The sequence below is a fragment of the Pedobacter sp. Leaf176 genome, assembly GCF_001424305.1.
Taxonomy (GTDB): domain Bacteria; phylum Bacteroidota; class Bacteroidia; order Sphingobacteriales; family Sphingobacteriaceae; genus Pedobacter.
Window position 1 is genome coordinate 455834 of the sequence record NZ_LMPD01000002.1, and the last position, 24217, is coordinate 480050.

At 37.3% G+C, this 24217-nt stretch carries 21 protein-coding genes; 13 read left to right on the top strand and 8 right to left on the bottom strand.

Features of this window, described 5'->3' with window-relative positions; genetic code table 11:
• Positions 1-24: 24 nt before the first annotated feature.
• Positions 25-225 carry a hypothetical protein gene (locus tag ASF92_RS07465; protein ID WP_056090221.1) on the top strand — a complete coding sequence of 67 codons (201 nt, stop codon included), beginning with the start codon at positions 25-27 and terminating at the stop codon, positions 223-225.
• Positions 226-279: 54 nt separating this feature from the next.
• On the opposite strand, the gene ASF92_RS07470 is transcribed toward ASF92_RS07465, so the two are convergent.
• The 3 genes from ASF92_RS07470 to argS all read right to left on the bottom strand — a co-directional run bounded on the left by ASF92_RS07470 (position 280) and on the right by argS (position 3381).
• Complete coding sequence (locus ASF92_RS07470) at positions 280-717, bottom strand: DUF1810 domain-containing protein (protein ID WP_056090224.1); 438 nt, start codon at positions 715-717, stop codon at positions 280-282.
• 63 nt (positions 718-780) lie between these two features.
• Positions 781-1551 carry a TSUP family transporter gene (locus ASF92_RS07475; RefSeq protein WP_056090228.1) on the bottom strand — a complete coding sequence of 257 codons (771 nt, stop codon included), beginning with the start codon at positions 1549-1551 and terminating at the stop codon, positions 781-783.
• A gap of 57 nt (positions 1552-1608) precedes the next feature.
• Positions 1609-3381 carry an arginine--tRNA ligase gene (gene argS / locus ASF92_RS07480; RefSeq protein ID WP_056090232.1) on the bottom strand — a complete coding sequence of 591 codons (1773 nt, stop codon included), beginning with the start codon at positions 3379-3381 and terminating at the stop codon, positions 1609-1611.
• 158 nt (positions 3382-3539) lie between these two features.
• Between argS and ASF92_RS07485 the strand changes: the two genes are divergently transcribed.
• From ASF92_RS07485 to ASF92_RS07505, 5 genes are all read left to right on the top strand, one after another.
• On the top strand, positions 3540-4988 hold the full coding sequence (locus tag ASF92_RS07485) for an arginine deiminase family protein (RefSeq protein WP_056090235.1): 1449 nt from the start codon (positions 3540-3542) through the stop codon (positions 4986-4988).
• A 75-nt stretch (positions 4989-5063) separates the two neighbouring features.
• A complete protein-coding gene (ctlX, locus tag ASF92_RS07490; RefSeq protein WP_056090238.1) occupies positions 5064-5975 on the top strand; it encodes a citrulline utilization hydrolase CtlX in 912 nt (303 codons plus the stop codon).
• 166 nt (positions 5976-6141) lie between these two features.
• The gene (locus ASF92_RS07495; RefSeq protein WP_056090242.1) at positions 6142-6720 is read left to right on the top strand and encodes an alkylphosphonate utilization protein; all 579 of its coding nucleotides are present in this window, start codon (positions 6142-6144) and stop codon (positions 6718-6720) included.
• Between the two features lie 401 nt (positions 6721-7121).
• Positions 7122-8510, top strand: a complete 1389-nt coding sequence (locus ASF92_RS07500) for an arginine decarboxylase (RefSeq protein WP_056090246.1) — start codon at positions 7122-7124, stop codon at positions 8508-8510.
• Positions 8511-8661: 151 nt separating this feature from the next.
• Entirely contained in the window at positions 8662-9564 is a 903-nt protein-coding gene (locus ASF92_RS07505) for a DUF72 domain-containing protein (RefSeq protein ID WP_056090249.1), read from the top strand.
• 35 nt (positions 9565-9599) lie between these two features.
• On the opposite strand, the gene ASF92_RS07510 is transcribed toward ASF92_RS07505, so the two are convergent.
• Complete coding sequence (locus tag ASF92_RS07510) at positions 9600-10097, bottom strand: DUF1579 domain-containing protein (protein ID WP_056090252.1); 498 nt, start codon at positions 10095-10097, stop codon at positions 9600-9602.
• Between the two features lie 92 nt (positions 10098-10189).
• Here ASF92_RS07510 and ASF92_RS07515 point away from each other — a divergent pair, with 92 nt between their 5' ends.
• The 5 genes from ASF92_RS07515 (at position 10190) to ASF92_RS07535 (ending at position 17172) form a co-directional block, all read left to right on the top strand.
• Entirely contained in the window at positions 10190-10903 is a 714-nt protein-coding gene (locus ASF92_RS07515; protein ID WP_056090255.1) for a 3'-5' exonuclease, read from the top strand.
• The gene (locus ASF92_RS07520; RefSeq protein WP_056090260.1) at positions 10903-12606 is read left to right on the top strand and encodes an ABC transporter ATP-binding protein; all 1704 of its coding nucleotides are present in this window, start codon (positions 10903-10905) and stop codon (positions 12604-12606) included. Before ASF92_RS07515 ends, ASF92_RS07520 begins: the two co-directional genes overlap by 1 nt.
• Positions 12587-13651, top strand: coding sequence for an exo-alpha-sialidase (locus ASF92_RS07525; protein ID WP_056090263.1), 1065 nt, complete (start codon positions 12587-12589; stop codon positions 13649-13651). Before ASF92_RS07520 ends, ASF92_RS07525 begins: the two co-directional genes overlap by 20 nt.
• Before the next feature lie 104 nt (positions 13652-13755).
• On the top strand, positions 13756-15885 hold the full coding sequence (rnr, locus tag ASF92_RS07530; protein ID WP_056090264.1) for a ribonuclease R: 2130 nt from the start codon (positions 13756-13758) through the stop codon (positions 15883-15885).
• A 312-nt stretch (positions 15886-16197) separates the two neighbouring features.
• A complete protein-coding gene (locus tag ASF92_RS07535) occupies positions 16198-17172 on the top strand; it encodes a polyprenyl synthetase family protein (RefSeq protein ID WP_056090267.1) in 975 nt (324 codons plus the stop codon).
• A 182-nt stretch (positions 17173-17354) separates the two neighbouring features.
• Here ASF92_RS07535 and rpmA read toward each other — a convergent pair whose 3' ends face one another.
• A complete protein-coding gene (rpmA, locus tag ASF92_RS20780) occupies positions 17355-17771 on the bottom strand; it encodes a 50S ribosomal protein L27 (protein WP_082489490.1) in 417 nt (138 codons plus the stop codon).
• 52 nt (positions 17772-17823) lie between these two features.
• Positions 17824-18135, bottom strand: coding sequence for a 50S ribosomal protein L21 (gene rplU, locus ASF92_RS07545; RefSeq protein ID WP_056090270.1), 312 nt, complete (start codon positions 18133-18135; stop codon positions 17824-17826).
• Between the two features lie 424 nt (positions 18136-18559).
• Between rplU and ASF92_RS07550 the strand changes: the two genes are divergently transcribed.
• Together ASF92_RS07550 and ASF92_RS07555 are read left to right on the top strand one after the other, a co-directional pair.
• Positions 18560-19522 carry a GLPGLI family protein gene (locus ASF92_RS07550; protein WP_056090273.1) on the top strand — a complete coding sequence of 321 codons (963 nt, stop codon included), beginning with the start codon at positions 18560-18562 and terminating at the stop codon, positions 19520-19522.
• Entirely contained in the window at positions 19519-22185 is a 2667-nt protein-coding gene (locus ASF92_RS07555; protein WP_056090276.1) for a TonB-dependent receptor, read from the top strand. The genes ASF92_RS07550 and ASF92_RS07555 overlap by 4 nt, the downstream gene beginning before the upstream one ends.
• A gap of 127 nt (positions 22186-22312) precedes the next feature.
• Here ASF92_RS07555 and ASF92_RS07560 read toward each other — a convergent pair whose 3' ends face one another.
• Together ASF92_RS07560 and ASF92_RS07565 are read right to left on the bottom strand one after the other, a co-directional pair.
• On the bottom strand, positions 22313-23782 hold the full coding sequence (locus ASF92_RS07560) for a M56 family metallopeptidase (protein ID WP_056090279.1): 1470 nt from the start codon (positions 23780-23782) through the stop codon (positions 22313-22315).
• A 4-nt stretch (positions 23783-23786) separates the two neighbouring features.
• Positions 23787-24149, bottom strand: coding sequence for a BlaI/MecI/CopY family transcriptional regulator (locus ASF92_RS07565; protein WP_056090283.1), 363 nt, complete (start codon positions 24147-24149; stop codon positions 23787-23789).
• Positions 24150-24217 lie beyond the last annotated feature (68 nt).

Sequence of the window (24217 nt, forward strand, 5' to 3'; positions counted from 1 at the left end):
TGACTAATATAAAAAACTAAGAACATGGGACTATTAAAAACAGCAATTATAGGCGCTGCAATTTATGCAGGCGTTAAATATATCACTAAGAAAGATCCGGTTACAGGTAAATCGGTAGTGGACGATTTAAAAGATAAAGCTCCTGAATGGATGGAAAAAGCCAAAGGTTACAGAGATGAATTTGAAACCCGGACAGCTTATGCTAAAGATGACCTTGGAGTTTAAAACATCCTATTGACCTCATCCAAAAAGCATCGTTGATTAATTAACGATGCTTTTTTATGATGAAGGGTTACCAATAATTCGGAGCGTTGCCACATCTTGCTTACCGTGGAAGTATTTGTCGATTACTTGGAGAAAAACCGGGTCTGTACGATTTATATTAGCAAATAAAGTCATCGAAGATTTGAGCTTCATGTCGTCCGGATAACCAAAAACCTTGTTGGCATCGTCTTCATTTAACTCAATCAAAACCTGGGTAATTTCGATTAACCTCTTTCCCAGAACAGGATGAGCCAGATAATCTTCAGCCTCTTTAATATCTTCTATTGCATAAAATCTTGCCATTTCTGAAAACCCAAGGCCTTTGATTTGTGGAAATACATACCACATCCAATGACTACGCTTTCTTCCTGACTTCAATTCAGCCAGCGCATCCTGGTAACTCTTTTCCTGAGCTTGAACAAATCTTTCCAACTTTTTTTCTGATGATGACATGTATTTTTATTAAAAAATTCATCAACTTTCAAGCCAGAGACATGGAAAACGTATTTTATTGCGTTAAAGGTGTGGCATTAGAATGTCGTACGCAAATCTTAAAATCGTTGCAAAAACAACGATGAGGAAGAATATCCTGATGAACTTATTCCCTTTCAATAAGGCAAGCTTTGTTCCAAAATGTGCTCCTGTGAGGTTGAAAGCAGCCATAGGGACGGCGTATTGAAATAAAATATGCCCTGTTGAACTGAAATAGGCGATTGCTGCCAGGTTTGTAGCTATGTTTACAATCTTTGCATGCGCACTCGCTTGTATAAAATCAAAGCCCAGTACTGTAATAAAAACCAAAATTAAGAACGATCCTGTTCCCGGCCCTATCAATCCGTCGTAAAAGCCAATTAATAAGCCGAAAATCGTAGCCATCAAAACTTGCGTTTTTACCGAATGATTTTTTTCCAAATGGATGCCAAACTGTTTATTAAAATAGGTATAAATGGCAACGAAAATAAGTACAATTAAAATGATGGGCTTAATTATAGCATTATCAATTCTGCTTACGAGAAAAGCGCCGGTAAGGGCGGCAAAAAATGCTGTGGTTGCACAAGCAATTAATACCTTAAAATTGAATTTAACTTGCCTGGAATACCGGAATGCGGCAATCGTTGTGCCGGCAAGCGAAGGGATTTTTGTTGTGCCCAATAGAGTTGCTACCGGGTAATGTGGCAAAATGAGTAAAGTAGCCGGCGTTTGCAATAAACCCCCGCCACCCACAATAGCATCTATAAATCCTGCACAGAAAGCAGCAAGGCAAAGTAAAATCAGTTCATTGATCATTGACCAGGATTTAAGAATTTTAAGATTATAGTATATTCACTATATCTAAAAATCTCCTTACATTCTTTCCGGAGAAGTTATTCCTAAAATTAACATACCTGTGTGAATAATATCCGCTGTCTTCTTGCTTAAATTTAAACGGAATTGTTTGACGTCAGCATCCTCCGTTTTAACAATTGGCGGTACATCATGATAAAACTTATTAAACAACTTGGCAAGCTCATATAAATAATTAGCCAAACTCGCCGGACTATGTGCTTTAGCGGCTAGTTCAATTTCCGAAGGATATTTTGCTAATAACATAATCATTTCTAACTCCACATCAGAAATTCCTGAAAACTGCTCGCTGTTAACCGCAAACTGATATCCCGCTTTGTTTAACAGCGATTTTATACGGGCATGCGTATATTGAATGAATGGACCTGTATTTCCCTGAAAATCAATGCTCTCATTGGGATCAAACAACAGACGTTTTTTCGGCTCTACTTTTAAAAGGAAATATTTTAGAGCGCCTAAACCAATATTTTTATACAATTCAGCTTTATCTTCAGCGGTAAAATCGTTCGTTTTTCCTAATTCTTCGGTTTTTTCCTGAGCCGTGGCGACCATATCATCGATTAATTCATCCGCATCAACCACAGTTCCCTCGCGACTTTTCATTTTTCCGTTAGGCAAGTCAACCATTCCATAAGATAAGTGATAAAGACCTTTCGCCCAGCTTTTGCCAAGTTTCTCCAGAATTAAAAACAAAACCTTAAAATGATAATCCTGTTCATTGCCAACGACATAAATCGATTCATCCATTCCGAAATCATCAAATTTCATTTTAGCAGTTCCCAAATCCTGGGTAATGTATACCGAGGTTCCATCGGCACGCAAAACAAGTTTCTGATCTAAACCATCAGCCGTTAGATCTATCCAGACAGAACCGTCTTCTTTTTTAAAGAAAACGCCTTTTTGTAAGCCTTCTTCAACAGTGTCTTTTCCTAATAAATAGGTATTGCTTTCATAGTAAAACTTATCAAAATCAACCCCCAGGTTTTTGTATGTTACAGCAAAGCCGTCGTAAACCCAGCCATTCATGGTTTTCCAAAGCGAAACAACGGCCTCATCTCCCGCTTCCCATTGCTGAAGCATTACCTGAGCCTCTTTAATCAACGGCGCATTCTTTTTTGCTTCCTCTTCAGTTTGTCCCTGTTCTTTCAAGGCATCAATTTCCTTCTTATACTCTTTATCAAAGGTGACATAGTATTTTCCAACCAAGTGATCACCTTTTAAGCCTGAACTTTCTGGCGTTTCGCCATTACCCCATTTTTGCCAGGCCAGCATTGATTTACAGATATGGATACCCCTATCATTAACCAGGTTAACTTTCGTCACCTCATAACCGTAAGCTTTAAGCAATTCTGCAACAGAATAGCCAAGCAAATTATTGCGGACATGCCCTAAGTGTAATGGTTTATTTGTGTTTGGTGAAGAATACTCGACCATTACCTTTTTACCATTCGGCTTATAAATACCAAATTCCGGCGATAAAATTTCTTCGTTAAATTGTTTCAGGAAATAGCTTTCTGCAATGCTCAGATTTAAAAATCCCTTAACAACATTGAAGGCAGTTATCTCAGCAACGTTTTCAACTAAGTATTCGCCGATGGCTTGTGCGGTTTGTTCAGGAGATTTTTTTGAAATTTTTGTTATCGGAAAAACAACTACCGTTGCCTGACCTTCAAATTCTTTGCGGGTTTCTTGTATATTGATTACGCTTTCTGCTATCTCTTCATTATAAAGTTGTTTAATTGCATCAAGCGTTGCGGTAATAATAAAATTCATGGCGTAAAAATAGGATTAAAAGCGGAAAGCTGAAAGGCCAAAGCATAAAGCGATATCTTGATACCTGATACTTGCTACTTGCTACTCGATACTTGCTACTTGATACTCTCCACACTTGATACTCCATGAAATTCTAATAGCTTTGTACAACTAAATTTATGAGCGAGCTAAATCAAAATTTCCAGGTCAACGTAAAAACCGAGATCGGCCGGTTGCGTAAATTGTTAATCCATAGTCCAGACAGTGGACTGGGCAAAGTTGTTCCATCAAAAGCGCAGGATTGGCTTTTCGAAGATATTGTACATTTGGATACCATCCGGAAAGGTGAATATGATTATTACATCAAACTACTCCTTTATTTTCTTGATCCCGGAAAAATTAAAGGAAAGCTTGCGAAAATCGATTCAGAAGAGCAAAATCGCAATTTCTACAAACCAAATCATCCTGACTTCCATAATTCTGCCTCGGTGATAGAGATTCAAAACCTTTTAAGCGAAATGCTGGAAAGTGAATCCATTCGTAGGAAGTTAGTAGCAGCTGTTTGTGCAATTGAAGGTTGTACCTACAAAGTACAAATGGAACTTACCAATACCGACCCCAAAGAACTGGCAGAAATTTTTATCTCCGGAACATTGGCGAACGACACGATGATTTTCCCACCAATTCCGAACTTAATTTTCACCAGGGACGTTGGTATAACAATAAACAACTATATTTTATTAAATAAGCCGGCAAAAAAAGCCCGTGTGCGCGAAACACTTTTAATGCGCTACATTTTCTTTAACCACCCGCTTTTCGAAAGCTACAGCAACAACATCCTGGAAATCCCGGATGTGACTATGCACTTTTTACGTCCGGGCGATGAACCAGCTTTCAGTACCACACTGGAAGGTGGCGACGTGATGATGGTAAGTCCGAACCATGTGCTTATCGGCTGTAGTGAAAGAACATCCGAACATGGTGCAAATGAAGCCATTAAACTATTATTTGATAATGATGTGGTGGAGAAAGTAACCGTGGTAAAAATTCCAAGCAAGCGTGATTATATGCATCTGGATACGGTGTTTACACAGGTTAAACGCAATACATGGGTTATTTTAAATTCCATTGCCCATTCACCAAAGTATAACCCATACGAACCCATTAATTTTCTAAAGGAACCTGAGAAACTGGAGGCTACCACCGCCATTCAGTTTACAAAGGCAAACCCACAGGAACCAAAACATTTTGAACATGTGGAGGCTTTATTGAATGATATTAGTCAGAATGATTTAAAGAGTACGGAGCCCACAAAAATCATTTATAGTGGGAACAATACGTTTCCTTACGATTCGAGGGAACAATGGACAGATTCCTGTAACCTGCTGGCGATAAAAGAGGGTGTGGTTTTAGGCTACGACAGAAATGATAAAACTGTTGAAGCTTTTAAGGCAGCTGGTTTTAAAATCATAGACGTAAAAGACTTAATCCAGGATTTAGAAAGTGGAAAAACAAATACAGATACCATTACAGATACGTTAATTTTAATGCCTTCAGCAGAACTATCCCGTGCCCGCGGCGGTTTTCATTGTATGAGTTTACCAATTTTAAGAGACGAATTAAGTTAGAAGTTTTAAGTAATACGTGATACGTTTAGACAATAAAAATTAAAGTACCAGACAATCTTGATACTTGATACTAAAATGCAAGCTACCAACCATATTTTAATGATTCGCCCGGTTAATTTTAAATTCAATGAACAAACCGCAGGGAATAATAAATTTCAGGTTGCCTCGACCGAAACCAATATACACGAACAGGCGCTAAAAGAGTTTGATGGTTTTGTTTCCATGCTGAGACAAAATGAGGTTGATGTAACCGTAGTTGATGACACGCTACAACCCGAAACGCCCGACTCTATATTTCCAAATAACTGGGTTTCTTTTCACGAAGATGGTTCCGTTTTTTTGTACCCAATGTTTTCCGAAAACCGCAGACAAGAACGTAGAAACGACATATTAGAGGACTTAAAAGATAAGTTTGAAGTAAGCCATGTTAGCGATATAAGTTTTTATGAAAAGCAATATGCATTTCTGGAAGGAACGGGAAGTATGGTTTTGGATCGGATTAACAAAATTGCTTATGCTTGCTTGAGTGTGCGCACCGACGAGGAAGTTTTGAACAATTTTTGCATGCTTACAGGCTATGAGCCCGTGACTTTCCAGGCGGTTGACGCGACTAATTTCCCGATTTACCACACCAATGTGATGATGTGTATCGGCGATCAGTTTGCCGTAATTTGTTTAGATTCGATTAAAAACCCCGATGAAAAAGATTTCGTTGCTTTAAGTTTAATCAATAGCGGCAAAAAAATAATTGAAATTTCGCTTGAACAAATGAATCGCTTTGCCGGAAATATGTTGCAGGTAGCAAATCGTATGAACGAAAACTTATTGGTGATGTCAGAACAAGCTTACCTATCATTAAATGCGGAGCAAATATCAAAGCTGGAAAAGTATAACAGAATTATTTATGCACCACTGTATACAATTGAAAAAAATGGCGGTGGCAGTGCCAGGTGCATGCTTGCTGAAATTCATTTACCTACCAAATAAATAAACTATTGTTCTTAACTTTGAAGGACCAATTCATATTGAAATAAGTTAACATGAGTTGTGTTGGATCGATACAAATAATAGCGCTTACAGCTGGGGTTCATGTAATCCAAATCATATTTTATTCCGAAAAGTTTTAGTATTTTCGCCGATCTAGAAAATGAATATGTCTTTAATACAGGAATTACAAACACGATCGGGTAATAAATGTGAATTATGCACATCAGAAACTGCTTTAAACATTTATGAAGTTCCGCCGACAAGCAACCCGAATAGCGATAACACAATTTTAGTTTGTAAAACCTGCTTAAATCAAATTGAAAAAACGGAGCAGCTCGATGCCAATCACTGGAAAATATTGACAGAGACGATGTGGTCTGAATTTCCGGCGGTACAGGTTGTTGCCTGGAGAATGTTGAGCAGATTGAGAAATGAAGGCTGGGCAGCAGATAGTTTAGATATTTTATACCTGGAAGACGAAACTTTAGAATGGGCAAAAAAAACAGGTGATCATGAATCAGAAGGAACGGTAGAATTTCATCAGGATAGTAATGGTACCCGATTATACGAGGGCGATACAGTGGTTCTTGTTAAAACATTAGATGTAAAAGGTTCAACCTTAAGTGCTAAATTAGGTACCGTCGTAAAAAATATCCGGTTAGTCCATGATAATGTAGACCAAATTGAAGGTAAAGTGGAAGGCCAGACGATTGTGATTTTGACAAAGTATTTAAGAAAAGGCTAATGAAAATTTCCCTGTAGATTGCGCAGAAAAAGCCAATTAAAAATCTGCGTGGATCTGCGAAATCTGCGGGAACCAATTTGCTCACGGAGGGAAATTTTAAACACGGCTATCTTATACAAATTCATCGAAATACAGGTTTTTCTCTCCGAATCAATCAAAATTCTCCCGCAGATTTAAAATGATTTACGCAGAATAGACCAATCCGGATCTGCGGTAACCTATGACTGCCTGGTTCATGTCCACCGCCATGGTTCGTGTCCCCAAGAACCATTATTTCCATGCTAGTACACCGAGTTTAAAATTTATTGTCAGACTAACCGTTGCTCTACAGTAAAAATATCTTCAATTAAGATTAATTCTCGATTTAAAATTACATTTTTGCAAAAATTATTTAAAAGTAAATGCAGAGTTACTCAGAATTTCTCGATCTAAGCGTTGGCTTTCCTCAGGATGGCTTTGATGTTATAGAAGATGAGTTATATTTTCAGGATTTAAACCTGATGGAAATGATTGAAACTTATGGTACCCCCTTACGTTTCACCTACTTACCAATGGTAAGCAAGAAAATTCAGCAAGCGAAAATTCTCTTCCAGACTGCTATTTTAAAAAACAATTACCGTGGTGACTATAAATATTGCTACTGTACTAAAAGTTCGCACTTCCGCCATATTGTAGAAGAAGCATTGAAGAACAACATCCACCTGGAAACTTCATCTGCTTTTGATATGCCTATGGTTGATGCTTTAGAGAAAAAAGGGCATTTAACAAAGGATACCACCATAATCTGCAATGGCTTTAAAACCTATCAATACAAACAGTATATTATTGATATGCTGCACGATGGTTATAAAAACATCATCCCGGTATTGGATAACAAAGAAGAGTTTAATCTTTTTGATGATGAGGTTGATATTGATACACCTTGCAATCTAGGTATCCGTATTGCTGCAGAGGAGCAACCGGATTCTCAATTTTACACCTCGAGATTAGGTGTTCGTATGGAAGACATTATCGATTTCTACAACAATAAAATTGTCCATAACCCCAATTTTCGCGTAAAATTACTTCACTTCTTTATCAATTCCGGTATTACCGATTCACCGTATTATTGGAACGAATTAGAAAAATATGTAACACTTTATTGCAAGTTCAAAAAGATTAATCCTGATTTAGATACTTTAGACATTGGCGGCGGTATGCCGTTTAAGGATTCATTGGTATTTGATTTCGATTACGAATACATGGTTAATGAAATCGTAAAAAGGATTAAAGAAATTTGTGCCATTCATGATGTAATGGAACCTGATATCATTACCGAGTTTGGTAAATACACTGTTGCTGAGGCATCGGGCATTTTATATAAGGTATTAGGCAGAAAGCAACAAAACGACCGCGAACGTTGGTTAATGCTGGATGGTTCTTTCATCACCAACTTGCCAGATGTTTGGGCATTAAACCAAAAATACATCTTATTGCCGGTCAACAACTGGGATGCTGAATACGAGCGGGTTAACTTAGGAGGCATTACCTGTGATGGACAGGATTATTATAATCAGGAAGCACATATGAATAGTGTATTTATGCCTAAAACACGTAAGGTCCAGTACTTAGGCTTCTTTCACACCGGTGCTTACCAGGAAGTTTTAAGTGGTTATGGAGGTATTCACCACTGTTTATTGCCAAGTCCGAAACACGTTTTAATTCGCAGAAACCGTGATGAAAGCTTCAATTTTGAGGTTTTTGGGGAAGAACAGAATAGCAAGCAGGTTTTGAAGATATTAGGTTATTAAATTTAACCGCAAAGAACACAAAGTTTCTCGCAAAGGGCGCTAAGTATTTACTTGGCGCTTTTTTTATGTGCTTTTCAATGCACTAAAACTTTCCTTTGTATTTCTTTGCGGAATTTTCTTTGCTAACTTAGCGGTTAATTAAATAAACCATATGCAATTCGGTAAAGTTGAAGACCCATCCATCATAGATTTCACACTGCCGGCCGATGCTCCTGAAACTGCAGAGATATTAGCCGCCAACAAACCACACCAGGATTTCAAAGCTTTCGTAGGTTGTGCCAAATGGAATAAAGCAGATTTAAAAGGCTTCTATCCAAAAGGTACAAAAGATGAGTTGACCTACTACTCTACCCAGTTTAATTCAATCGAATTGAATGCAACTTTCTACGGCATGCCCAGCAGTGAGCAGGTCATCACCTGGACGCAAAAAACACCTGCTGATTTCAAATTTTTTCCGAAACTGACCAATACCATTAGCCACTTTAAAAGACTAATAAACGTTAAAGAACCAATTGAACAATATTGCGATGCAATCAGCAATTTTGAAGATAAGCTAGGCATGGCTTTTCTCCAGCTGCATGATAATTTCAAACCGAAAGATTTAGAACGACTTAAAATTGTTGTAAAAGAATTTCCAAAAGTAATTCCCCTGGCTGTTGAGGTGAGAAATGAAGAATGGTTTTCAAACTCTGCGATTGCCAGTGAATTTGCGGCATTATTTGAAGATAATGGCATTGCAAATATTATTGTAGATACCTCGGGCAGAAGAGATATGTTGCATATGCGTTTAACCACGCCTACTGCTTTTATCCGCTTCGTTGGCGCAAATGATGATTTAATTGATAAAAAGCGTTTAGACGATTGGATTGAAAGAATTGTGGTATGGAAAGAACAAGGTCTTCAAAACCTGTATTTCTTCGTCCATCAAAATGTAGAGCTATCTTCTCCACTATTTTCAGCTTATTTTACAGAGAAACTCAATAAAGCCGTTGGAACGGATTTAAAAATCCCGGTCATGGCGAATGGAAATAATACAGGCCAAACTTTATTTTAAAAGATAAACCTATAGGTTCTGGAAAATTTACAGGTTTAAACCCGCTTCATAAGCGCCTCAGTTGCTTTTGCGGCTTCACCATCCGGAGAAATATTATAAGCTGAAAGAAGGATTTCGTTGTTATTAATAATTTGCAGTTGCGTTCGCCATCCCCAAAGTTGTTCCCCGTATTCAGGACTTCCATAGGTTCCCAAAATTGAGAATCCATTATGGGTAGCATCTCCACTCGACAGCATGATTTGCGTTCCCATATGGAAACTATCAATCCAGCTGCTGGTAAATTTTTGATAAGGGATATCATATCCGATAATCATCTTTCCTTCAACCGGTTTCTCGCTTAAGCTTCCCTGGTAATCGTAAGAAACAAATCTACCTCCCAAAATTGAAGAAAATATGCCCTGTACCGCTGACTCATCAGCAAGCACATCTTTTTCAAACCAGGTTTTCGATGTACCTTCCCAGTTTCCTACCAAATCTGAAAGAATTTTATGAGGACCTTCTTCCAGGGATATTTCAAATTTGCTTTTAGCCATAATCAAACTTAAAAAAATATTATCGAATTGTTAAACATGTTTAGCTTGAAATTGAAAATTGCGAACTGAAAACTATTTACGTATCTTGTTTTATGCTAAAGACACTGGATCTCAACCAGGTAATGGTTATCGACATCGAAACTGTACCACAATATGCCTCCTATGAGGAAGTTCCTTCACACTTGCAAGAACTCTGGGAACAGAAAACGCATTACCAGCGTAAACCAGAACAAAGTCCTGACGATTTTTACGAACGTGCGGGCATTTTAGCAGAGTTTGGGAAAATTATCTGCATTAGCCTGGGCATATTCTACATCCACGATAAAACACCGTATTTACGTATAAAATCCATTTCTGGCGATGATGAAACCCAGCTGCTAAAAGAATTTTCAGCTTTACTCCACAAACAGGCGCCCACACTTCAATTTTGTGCACATAATGGCAAGGAATTCGATTTTCCATATTTATGCAGGCGATTATTGGTTAACGGAATCGAGATTCCGGTTCAGCTTCAAATTTCCGGTAAAAAACCCTGGGAGGTAAACCACATCGATACAATGGAACTCTGGAAATTTGGTGATTATAAACATTACACTTCATTAAATTTACTTGCGGCCATTTTGAATGTTCCAACGCCTAAAGACGATATTGATGGCAGTATGGTGAGAAAGGTTTTTTATGAAGAAAAAAACCTGCCACGCATTGTAACCTATTGCCAGAAAGATGTAATTACTACGGCTCAGGTTCTTTTAAAATTTAAAGGAATCAATGTAATTCCACCAGAAAATATTACAATTGTATCCTGATGCTAAATGTAGAAAACCTAAATATCGATTTTTTCAATCATGAAGAAAAAACATGGTTCAAGGCGGTAAAAAAAATTAGTTTTAATGTTCAGGAAGGTACAGTTTTAGGTATTGTGGGCGAGTCCGGTTCCGGTAAATCTGTCACCTCTTTTTCGATTATGCGCTTACACGACGAACGATCGGCTAAAATTACCGGAGAAATAAAATTTGAAAGCGTAAGTTTATTAAACCTGGATGCTAATGAAATAAGACAATACCGTGGAAATCAAATTTCAATGATTTTCCAGGAACCTATGACCTCACTGAATCCAGTCTTCACTTGTGGTTATCAGGTTGCCGAAGCGATTATTCTGCATCAAAAAGTAAGCAGAGAAGAGGCAAAATTAAAAACAATTCAACTTTTCAACGAGGTTCAGCTGCCACGTCCCGAGAAAATATTTGAAAGTTATCCGCATCAGATTTCAGGTGGACAAAAACAACGGGTAATGATTGCAATGGCCTTAAGCTGCAATCCAAAGTTACTGATAGCCGATGAACCGACTACGGCCTTAGATGTAACTGTTCAGAAAACCATTCTTCAGTTGCTTTTGAAACTCAAAGAGGAACGGAATATGTCTATGGTATTTATTTCACACGATTTAGGGGTGGTACATGAAATTGCTGATGAAATTGCTGTGATGTACAAAGGTGAAATTGTAGAACAAGGTAATGCCAAATCCATATTTCAAAATCCACAACACCCTTACACCAAAGGTTTATTGGCTTGCAGGCCATCGCCTGTGTTAAAATTGAAAAGATTACCTGTTGTAGCCGATTTTTTAACCGGCTTAGTCGAAGATGCATCGGCGCATTTAAGTCCCTCAAATCAAATAACAGAAGAGGAGACACGGGCAAGGCATAGCAAACTTTACGCTAAAGAGCCGCTGTTGGAAATCAAAAATTTATCAACCTGGTATCCGGTAAACAGCAGTTTTTTCAGTAAAACGAAAGAATATGTAAAAGCTGTAGACGAAATTAATTTTAAGGTTTTCCCCGGCGAAACGTTAGGTTTGGTAGGAGAATCAGGTTGCGGGAAAACTACATTAGGGCGAAGCATTCTGAGATTAATCCAACCGACCTCCGGAAATATAATTTTTTCCGGGAAAGATATAACTCACATAAGCAAAGCGGAAATGAGAAAATTAAGGAAAGATATTCAAATCATTTTTCAAGATCCATATGCTTCACTAAATCCAAAGCTAACCATTGGTCAATCCATAATTGAGCCTTTAAAGGTACATAACCTTTTTAAAAATGAAGCAGAGCGCAAAACAAAGGTTTTAGAACTATTAAATAAAGTCGGACTGAAAGAGGAGCATTATAACCGGTATCCACACGAATTTAGTGGCGGGCAGAGACAACGTGTTGTTATCGCCAGGGCCTTAGCTTTAGAACCGAAGTTTATCATTTGCGATGAATCCGTTTCTGCCCTGGATGTTTCTGTTCAGGCACAGGTTTTAAACCTAATTAAAGATTTGCAACGGGAATTAGGCCTTACTTACATTTTCATATCGCATGATTTAGCGGTTATAAAACACATATCAGATCGGATTTTAGTAATGAATAAGGGAAAAATTGAAGAGGAAGGATTTCCTGAAGACATATTTAATTCGCCAAAAGCTGCTTACACTAAAAAACTAATTGATGCGATTCCCGGTAGCTAAAACATCAGAATTTATTCGTTTTGCTTTTCTGACATTGTCTTTAATATTTCCAGCAACTACCAAAGCTCAGAAAACATCAGTTAAAATAGTACGATCTGGCTTTATTTTCGACGAGGCTCCCTTTGCATCATGCCATGCATCGACATTGCTGGAGTTAAAGGGTAATAGAATTATGAGTGCCTGGTTTGGAGGAAAGTTTGAGGGTAGTAAAGATGTTTCTATTTGGTACTCGGTCAGAGCCAATAGCAAATGGTCTAAACCGGTTGAAATTGCAAACGGTTTACAAAATGATACTTTAGGTTATGCTTGTTGGAATCCCGTATTGTTTAAAGCCAGGAATGGAATTTTGTACCTGCACTATAAAGTTGGCCCCAACCCCAGAACATGGTGGGCAGAATATAAAACGTCAAACAATAATGGAAAGACATGGTCTCCAGCAAAAAAACTGCCTAATGGATTTTTAGGCCCGATAAAAAATAAACCCGTTCAACTCGCAGCTGGCGATATCCTTTATCCCTCAAGTACCGAAAGTTTGGATGAGAAAAAATGGTTGATTCACCTCGAAAAATCGGACAAATATGGAAATAACTGGAGGAAAATCGAAATTGATTGCGATACTTTTGGCGTAATTCAGCCTTCTATTTTAACCTATCCAAATGGAAAAATACAGCTATTGTGTAGAAGCCGCCAAAATGTAATCGTTCAGAGTTGGTCTGAAGACAATGGTGAGTCCTGGTCGAAACTCTCGAAAACAAGTTTGCCAAATCCAAATTCTGGTAGCGATGCAGTAACCTTAAAAAGTGGTAAGCAAATATTAATATATAACCCCTTGGAAGCTGGAAAAAATTGGTGGGAAGGCCGTTCAGTTTTAAAATTGGCGGTATCTTGTGATGGGGAGCACTGGAAAGATATTTACACATTGGAAAACCATAAAGAAGGAGAATACAGCTATCCGGCAATTATTCAAGGCAAGAATGGTCACGTTTATCTAAGTTATACCTCGCTTCGGAAAAAGATTAAGTCGTTTGAACTGCTGGTCAAATAATTGATGTTTTCATTAGCAATAGCATCATTACTATCACATTTTCCGTTTGCATCCTAACCTTCATTTCTATCTTTTCCGTATCTTCGATAAAATACATTTAGCATATGGCAAAGAATAAATCTGCAAATATAAAATTGGTTCTGAATCAGCTGGTTAGTGATGTCTTCGAAAAAAACAGCAATCAACCGTTAAATTATAAGCAGGTTTCTGCCAAATTAAATCTCAATGATCAGGAATCCCGCGAAACGATTCTCGAAGTTTTAAAGGAGGGTAAAAGCGCCGGAATTTTCCTTGAGCCTGAAAAAGGAAAATTCAAGCTAAAGGAGTTGCAAAACTTTTTAACGGGCCGCGTAGACATGACTGCAGATGGTTCAGCTTACATTATACCAGATGATGAATTTGAAAAAGATGTCTTTGTTGCCCCACGCAAGCTTAAGAACGCCTTGCATGGCGATTCGGTAAAAGTTTATGTTTTTGCAAAAAAGCATGGCCGTAAAAATGACGGAGAAGTTATTGAAATTATTAAGCGGGCAAAGTCGGACTTTACAGGCGTTATCAAAATATCTGAGCGGTTCGCTTTTGTGATAGCTGACGATAAAAAGATGATGCATGATATTTTTGTACCGCTTTCTGACACTTTAGGTGCTAAAAACGGACAAAGGGTTTTGGTGGGCTTAACCGACTGGCCTGAAGGCGCTAAAAACCCGATAGGTACGGTTAAGCACGTATTGGGCGATCAGGGTGAGAATAACACGGAGATGAATGCGATTTTGGCACAGTACGGCTTCCCATTATCCTTCCCTCCTGCTGTAGAAAAAGAAGCTGATGCAATCCCGGAAGAAATTTCTGAAACTGAAATTGCCAAACGCAAAGATTTCAGAGAGATATTAACTTTCACCATTGACCCTGCAGATGCAAAAGATTTCGATGACGCCATTTCTTATCAGAAATTACCTAATGGTAACCACGAAATCGGAGTTCACATTGCTGATGTTTCCCATTATGTACATCAAGGAACCGAATTGGATAAAGAAGCCTACAGCCGTGCCACCTCTGTTTATTTAGTAGATAGAGTAATACCCATGCTTCCCGAAAGGTTAAGCAACGGCGTTTGTTCTCTACGCCCGCATGAAGACAAACTATGCTTTGCGGCCGTTTTTGAACTTGATGATGAGGCAAACATCAAATCAGAATGGTATGGAAAAACAGTTATTCACTCAGACAGGCGGTTTAGCTATGAAGAAGCGCAGGAAGTTATCGAGAATAAAGAAGGCGATCATAGCTCAGAAATCCTGAAGTTGAACGAGCTTGCGCACATCCTTCGCGAAAGAAAGTTTAAAAACGGCGCTATCAGCTTTGAAAGTACTGAAGTGAAATTCAAACTTGATGAAAACGGCAAACCAATCGGCGTTTACGTTAAAGAACGAAAAGATGCACATAAACTTATTGAAGATTACATGCTTCTGGCGAACAGAAAAGTAGCCGAATTTATAGCGACAGAACTGAAAGGAAAAAACAAATTAACTTTTGTATATCGTGTTCATGACTCTCCTAACATGGAAACCTTAAATACATTTGCAAATTTTGCATCACGTTTCGGTTATAAAATCAATACCAAATCAGACAAGGAAATTGCAAAATCGTTAAACCATTTAATGGCCGACGTTGAAGGTAAAAAAGAACAGAATGTGCTAACCTCCTTAGCCATCCGTTCTATGGCGAAAGCAATATATACAACGAAAAAAACCAGTCATTACGGACTTGCCTTTGAATATTACACCCATTTTACTTCTCCAATCCGTCGTTATCCTGATGTGATGGTACACCGACTTTTGCAAGATTACCTGGCTGGGGAAAAATCCGCCGATGCTGAATTTTACGAAGTCGCAAGTGCACATTCATCTGCAATGGAAAAAAGAGCTGCAGAAGCAGAGCGTGCCTCAATTAAATACAAACAAGCCGAATACCTGGAAGAAAATGTAGGAAACGTTTATGCAGGAATCATTACTGGTGTAACGGAATGGGGCATGTATGTAGAAATTGAAGAAAATAAATGTGAAGGAATGGTTCGCCTTCGCGAAATCTCTGATGATTTCTATGTACTTGACGAAAAAAATTATTGTATAATAGGCCAACGCAAAAAGAAAAAATACCAGTTAGGTGATGAAGTAACAATTAAAGTTAAAAAAGTAGATCTTGCCAAGCGGCAGATAGATTTTTCGCTCGTAATATAATGGGGATTTACTTTATTTATGTTCCCTTAACTAAAAAAGGCGGCTTACATATATATATATATGAGATGCCATTTATATTAAATGCTATATGAACTGATTATAACATAGCCACAAAAATACATATCTATAATCAAGTGAGTAAAATTGGTTTTCAGATTTCAATAAGGGCAATTCAAAAGAAAAAACGTACATCAACTATAAAAAATAATAACGATTTTTGGCAAATAATCCAATTGTTAAGCTAAATACAGCTTGAGACATTCCAGTAATCACAGATGTCTGCAAAACAATGATTAACATATAAAACCGCGAATGTCCAGCATATCACATTTACAAAAAATTTTAGAAACGGCAATTACAAATTTAAAGTTTCCTGAAAACCCAAAACAACTTTACGATCCAATCACTTATATTATAAACTTAGGAGGGAAAAGAATTCGTCCTTTACTGGTTTTAATGTCGACAGAATTATTCGGTAAAGACCCAAATGATGCAATTCACGCAGCAATGGCTATAGAAGTATTTCACAACTTCACGCTGGTGCATGATGATATTATGGATAACGCGCCATTAAGAAGAGGTAAAGCAACAGTTCACGAAAAATGGAGCACCAATACGGCCATACTAAGCGGAGACGTTATGATGGTTGAAGCCAATAAAAACCTGGCAAAAGTAAACCCATTGTTCTTGAAAAATGCGCTTGAAACCTTTAATGCAACGGCTCAGGGTGTTTGCGAAGGGCAGCAACTCGATATGGAATTTGAAGACCGTGAGGATGTAACCATTAATGACTACATCAATATGATACGGTTGAAGACAGCAGTATTGCTTGGCGGGGCATTACAATTAGGTGCAATCATCGCCGAAGCTTCACAAAAAGATGCCGACTTAATTTACCAGTTCGGCGAAAATATAGGCATTGCTTTTCAACTACAAGATGATATTTTAGACGTTTATGCTGACCCTGAAAAATTCGGAAAGCAAGTGGGCGGAGATATCATCGCCAACAAAAAAACTTTCTTGTTGTTAAAGGCTTTTGAGCTTGCAGAAGCAGAAAATCTACAATTGCTTCATACATGGACTAATCACCAGGATTTTGACGTAAAGGAAAAAGTGGAAGCCATCAGGCAGGTTTATGACGATTTGGGCATCAGGAACATTGCCGAGGAAACAATGAATAATTACATGAACATTGCGCTTGCATTAATGGAACAAATCAGTGTAAGTAACGAGGCTAAATCAAACCTTTTGGACTTGACCAAGCAACTAATGGCAAGGCAGTATTAGGTCGGATTATAACAACTTGATTTGGATTGTATAAATGGCAATTGAATCATCTTAGTTTCCTTCGGATATTATGGTTAAAAAATATGTTGGACCGAAACTGAGGCTAAAATTTCTGACAGGCTATAATGCAAAAAGCTCCCGAAATGTATTCGGGAGCTTTTCAATTATACTTTATAGACTGATTATTCTGCAGGTGCAGCTTCTTCAGCCGATTCTTCTCTTTTTGCTACTGCTTTCTTAGCAGGCGCTTTTTTTACCGGTGCATCTTCAAGGATTGGTGCAGCTACAGCCTCTTCTTTAACAGCTGGTTTTTCGGCAATTTCCGCAACAACCGCAGTTTTAACAGCTGCAGGAAGTATAGAAACATAAGATTTATTATCCTGTTTCTTTTTGAAGATAACAGTACCATCTACTAAAGCAAATAAAGTGTGGTCTTTACCAATACCAACACCTTTATCAGGGTGGTGTTTTGTACCGCGTTGACGTACTAAAATGTTTCCTGCGATAGCTTCCTGACCACCGAAAATTTTAATACCTAAACGCTTACTATGCGATTCACGTCCGTTTTTCGAACTACCGGCTCCTTTTTTGTGTGCCATGATTTTATATTTTTTAACTCACTTAAAAGTGAATTATTGGGTTAACAATTAATTATAGCGTGATGTCAGAAATCTGAATCTTTGTGAAAAACTGGCGGTGACCGTTTTTCTTTTTGTAACCTTTTCTACGTTTTTTGTGGAAAATAATTACCTTATCACCTTTTAAATGAGATACGATAGTAGCTGAAACTTTAGCACCTTTAACCGCAGGAGCACCTACAGTGATTGCACCACCATTATCAACCAACAATACATTATCAAATTCAATACTAGCGCCTTCATCTCCTTGTAACCTGTGTACAAAAAGGTGCTGGTCTTTAGCAACTTTAAATTGCTGCCCTGCTATATTTACTATTGCGTACATTGTTTAAATATTAGTTTTTTAATTTTTATTTAACGAGGTGCAAATATAGAACAAATTCAGTTAACACACAAACCCATATCAAAAATATTTTTTACTTAAACCCTCCGGGACCAGGATTTGTAAGATTGAAAGATTTTATGATCAATATGCACCAGGATTTTTAACGTTATTTGGAAAGCAAGGTCTAAGTATATATAGGTTATTCACTGCTATCAATTCAAGTGTTTCTAAAAATCGGCTGCATAATCGCTCCTGTCAGCTTTTACACAAGCTGGTATTTCAAAATTCTATAAGCTTCCCCCTCAATATTGGTTATCTGAAACTCCAAAAACATTCTAAAGCCACCTCTGAGTTAAAAAATGTTAAAGTGTTTTTATATTACGAATATTTCGTAGATTTACGAAAATTAAATAAACTTACTTATATGAAAACCATTATTACAACCTGCTGCGCGGCAATGTTATCGATAACTGTTTATGCGCAAAAGCCAGATAAAGCTTTGGCTAGAGTTCGCTATACTTTTACGCACATACAGGATACGACTCAAAAAGACAAACCCAGAACAGAGAACATGTTGCTGGTTACAGGCAATAATGCATCTGTTTTTACAAGTTATGACAAGATCAATCAAAGCATGAATTTGCAGAAACAAATGCAGGAGCAAATGAAAAACCAGGCTGGTAACAACAATTTCTCCATCAACATTAAAAGTGAAAGCAAGGGGCCTATAACACAATCTGATTATTTTTACTTCGCTGCAGAACATAAATTAATCATTAAAGAACGCTTAGTCAATAACTACCTGATTGAAGAAGCCGCACCAACAATAGATTGGAAGATATTAAAAGATACCATAAGTTTTTCTGGAATTCATTGTCAGAAAGCCACAACAAATTTTAAAGGCAGAAATTGGATAGCCTGGTTCGCTACGGAAATCCCCTTTCAAAGCGGTCCATGGAAATTAAATGGCCTCCCAGGCCTGATTGTAGAAGCCTATGATGAAAAAAAAGAAGTAAAATTCGAATTTGCAGGGCTGGAAAACGTTAAAGACGAGGATGGTAAGGATATAGAAAATGGCGATCCGAAACTGACAATGCCTAATGGTACAGTTGGTACAATTAAAATTGTTGGTATTGATACCGGGAACCCCTATTTCGGACCGGAAATTAAACTTCCGGCAGATGCCATAAAATCAACCAAGCAGGAATTGGATAGGCTGAAAGAAGCAAGGGATAAAGATCCTCAAGGCTTTATGCAAGCCCAGATGGCCGCCAATGGAATAAAAGGTTCGTTTAATAGTTCAACGGTTTCCAGGCCAGCCGGTAGCTCCTCTTCAGTACCAAAAGCAGCCATTAACAACCCTATAGAGCTACCTGAGAAAAAATGAGCAGGTTATTCACATTTATCTTATGCTACGCATTGATAAGTTTCAGCACTGCATTTGCCCAGAAACTGTTGAGAGGAAAGGTTTTGGATGTTTCAGGAAAAGGAATTTCAGCAGTAAATGTTACTTTGAAAGATACTGAAGGCAATATCATCAGTTATAACCGTTCGGATGCCAAAGGCGATTATTCCATTAGTCTTAAAAACGAGGATGTTCTTAATTACAGTATTGAGGCATCCAGCCTTGGGTACAAGAAAACAGCAGTCAAAATAGTTGACGTAAACAAGAGTTACGATTTAATTCTTCAGAATGGAGAAATTAACCTTGAAACAGTAACTGTTAAAAATAGGCCAAAATTAACATCTAACGGAGATACCCTAAATTATCGGCCATCTGATTTTGCAGATAAGCAAGATAGAAGCATAGGGGATGTTTTGAAAAAAATGCCCGGAATTGAAGTTGCCGAAGATGGAAAAGTAAGCTATAATGGAAAGGCGATATCGAATTTATATGTTGATGGGGATAACCTGCTCGATGATAAATATAATATTGGCACCAAGAGTATTCCTCAAGGTGCTGTAGATAAAGTTCAGGTTATTCAGAATGACCAGCCAATTAAAATGATGCGGAAAAATAACACCAGCGATGATGTGGCCCTTAATTTAGTTCTGAAAGATGAAGCTAAACTTAAAGTTATGGGCGACGCAACTGCTGGGGCCGGCACGCCCGACCGGTTTGATGAAAATATAACAGCGATGTTATTTAATAAAAAATTGAAATTCATCAACAACATTAAGGGAAATAACATTGGTGTCGACCCTGGAATTGATTTAACATCGCATAATTTTTCTGATTACCTGAAAAGGCTCGAAAATGACAAACCGTCCGGATTACTTTCTACAGGTGCCGCAGGCGTTCCATTTTTACCGCAAAGCCGTTATCTTTTTAATAAAGCCGGCTTAATAAACTTAAATAACCTTTATAAGTTTAATGAAGATTTGCAACTGAGAGCCAATCTTCATTATTTATACGATAAAAGAAACCAACAATATAATAAGCTTTCAGAAACCTATTTACCAGGAAAAACCGTGAGGTATACAGAAGTTCAAAGCAACGATATAAATCCACAAAAATTAAGGGCTCAGTTTAATCTAAATGGAAATGCAGACAAGTATTATCTGAACAATAATTTTGTGTTGGATTACATTCCTTTCAAAACAAAATCTGGAATCGTAATCAATGATATACCTGCTTATCAGGCACTCAACAGGAAAAATTTCGATGTTTCAAATGAATTTAATTATCGAAAAAAACTTAAATCGGATAATGTCTTAAACTTTTATTCCTATTTAAACCGCACAACGCAGCCGGAAAGTTTAAACATCACGCCCGGTTTAAATGCAAATGTTTTAAACAACGGACAAGCCTATGCAGGGTTACGCCAATTTGCGAAACTACCAACTTCTTACACAAATAATTATATTTCCTACGCCTTGATTAGCGGCAAATTTATGCAAACGTATCGCGCGGGATTTAACATTCAGGAGCAGCATTTAAATTCCCAACTTTTTAAAATTCAGGATGACGGAAAAACTGAATTCATTTCCCAAAGTTCAGTAAATAATTTGGATTGGCTTAAAACTAAGGTTTACACCGAAGGCAGCTATGACTTCACTGGGGAAAAATTAAAAATGAGCCTTTCCCTACCGGTAAGCTACAACATAGTAAACTATGAGGACACAGGGAATAATGTGAATAAAAGTTTGTCCAGATTTTTCGTAAATCCATCATTAAACTTTAAATACCAAACCAGCCAGGAAAATTATATATCAGCGAACTATTCTTTTAAAAATGACCTCGGTGGTATTGATGAAGTGTATAGAGGAACTATTTTGCGTAATTATCGATCACTTTTTGCCAATGATGCGCCAATTTCTGAAAGTAAAACACATAATGTTGGCGCAGGTTTTAATTTTAGGAAAGCAATGCAAATGCTTTTCATTAACATCAACACCAGTTATAACGATGCGGAACTAAATACAATTTCATCGTATACATTAACCAATAACATCCAGCAGCGAATAGTCCTGCCTTTATCAAACCACGTTAAAAGTTTTTCATTCAATGCAAATGCAAGTAAATATTTATTTGCGCTAAAAAGCACAGTTAACGCAGGACTAAGCTTTATTCAAAGCAATTATAGCCAGTTACAAAATAACGAACTACTGCCTATAAATACTCAAATGGTAACGTATACAGGAGGTATCGATGCGAAGTTAACCAACTTTATAAACTTTTCTTACAACGCGGTTTATTCGACAACTAATAATGCGGTTGAAACAGAAAACGTGGTCAAAACGAATTTCCAGCAGCTAAGGCAGCAATCTACATTATCTTTTACAACAGTCAAAAATGTGTACATAAACCTTTCTGCCGAACACTTATTTACACATCAGAACACCCAGCCAAATTTGAATTATCTTTTTGCTGATGCCAACGTAAAATACAAATTAATTAAATTTAAAACTGATTTGGAATTCGGATTAACGAATTTGGCAAACATTAAAACTTTCGATGCCGTGTATCTTTCTGCCAATTCGTTAACAACAGGCAGTTATTCCATCCCTGGAAGAGTAGCGATGCTGAGAGCGAGATTCAATTTTTAAAATGCTTACTGCGTATCGATTGATCATACAGGGCGAACCGACAAACTCAGCTAAATGAAGTCAGAAATATTATGGGTTTAAAACAACACATTCAGGAGGCGATTCGAAATTGATAAAGCTCCCTGATTTATTTTTGTTTGGTTTTAATATCTATTAAGCCATTTTGCCTCACAACTATATTTTTGATTTGTTCAGTAGCTAATTTGTTTAAATCTGCCGCGGAAATTTTATTACCATCCACAGTATAAGTGGCCGATTGTGTAAAGAAAAATTGCTTTATTTTATTTGGTGTTGATACTGAATCTTCAGGTGTTCTACCTAATCCGGCAACGTTCACCACCCTAGCCCTATCATTGTCATCTGAAAAAGAATAGCCAACACCTTTATCAGTTCTCATTATGATTTTAATGTTCCTGATTTCGGGATTTTGTGCATTACTTGTCGTATCATTAAACATGAAACTGCTTATAAAAATCTTTTTATCCCCTTTTACGCTTGAAGGAATCTTGGCCATCTTATTTTTTAAAAAAATATTCAAAACCTGATGTGATGAATCTGCCTGCTGTACGCCATTGCTTCTTATAAGAATGGTACCATTACCTATGGCAACCTTATTCTTTAACTCGGATGACTTATTAACTTTTTTATTTTGATTTGGCTTTGGTGAAACATTTTTTGCTCTTTTGTCTGGGGCAGTTAAGATAATTTCGTTGATTGGTCTCAGACGTTTTTGAACTTTCTTTTTATCAATAGTAAAAGCCAGGGTTAAGAATAACAAAGCAGGCAAAACAAAAACATACCTCGTTAAATTTATTGTTGATGAACGCTTGGAGTTCATCATTTTGATTCTTTTTTTAAGATCGGATAAATTAAAATGATTCACAATTGCGACCGATGGACGCAGGGTACCAACATCCAGCAAACTGTACTGGTATGCCTTTTTATCAATGCCTTTTTTTAAAATTTTTGCATCGGTAACAAACTCAATATTTTCTCGAACAGCCTTTTTCATCAACCATACACCAGGATTGAACCAGTAAAAAACCAAACTTATTTCTGCAAGAACAATATCTAAAGTATGCCACTCTTCCACGTGTACCCTTTCATGCTCGATAATATTTTTCAAATCTTCCTTTTTATGCAAAAGCGGATTAATGTAAATGGTTTGCCAGAAAGAAAATGGGCTCACTTCATCGTTTAGAATACGTACTTTGAAATTATCAACTCGCCCTGGCTTAGAATTTTTATGCACACGACGGAGCGAAATAAACTGAATAATTAATCTTGATGCCATAAAAAGCACGCCTGCATAAAAGACAAAAGTCAGAACTTGCCAAAGAAGAGAAACTGAATCTTGCTGGGCTAATCGATTAATGTTTTGATTTAACTGGGGCAAAAAGGCTGGAGTAGATCTGAAACCGTCGAGAACCTCAGTTAGATTTATAAATGGATAAACGGTAGAAAACGAAATTCCGAAAAACAGAAAAACACGATTTAAAGTATAAAATGTTAGCTTGCGCAGTACAAGATGGTATGCAGCTGCAAAAAGCACCAAAACCAGATTTATCTTGAATAAGATTATAAAGAAATGTGGCATACCATTACTTTTCAGGGTTTTCGATAAGATTGATTATCTCTTTTAACTCCTCAGCACTAATCTTTTTATCTTTCGCAAAAAAAGCAACCAGTTCTTTGTATGAGCTTTTAAAGTAATTATCTACAAAGCCACTCATAAAACGTTTTTTATAATCGGCTTCCTTAACCTTAGCACTGTAACGATTGGCATTTGCGAAACGCTCACTATTAAGATAACCTTTGCGTTCCAGATTTTTAATGGTCGATGCTAAGGTAGTATATGGCGGTTTTGGCTCCGGCAGAACATCCATAAAATCTTTTATAAAGCCCTTTTTTATTTGCCATACGGCAAGCATCGCCTCTTCTTCCTGTAAAGTCAATTTCTCCATTTAATTACGAATATCTCGTAAATATACGAAATACCTTTAAAAAAAAGGCTTTAATAAAATGTTTAACA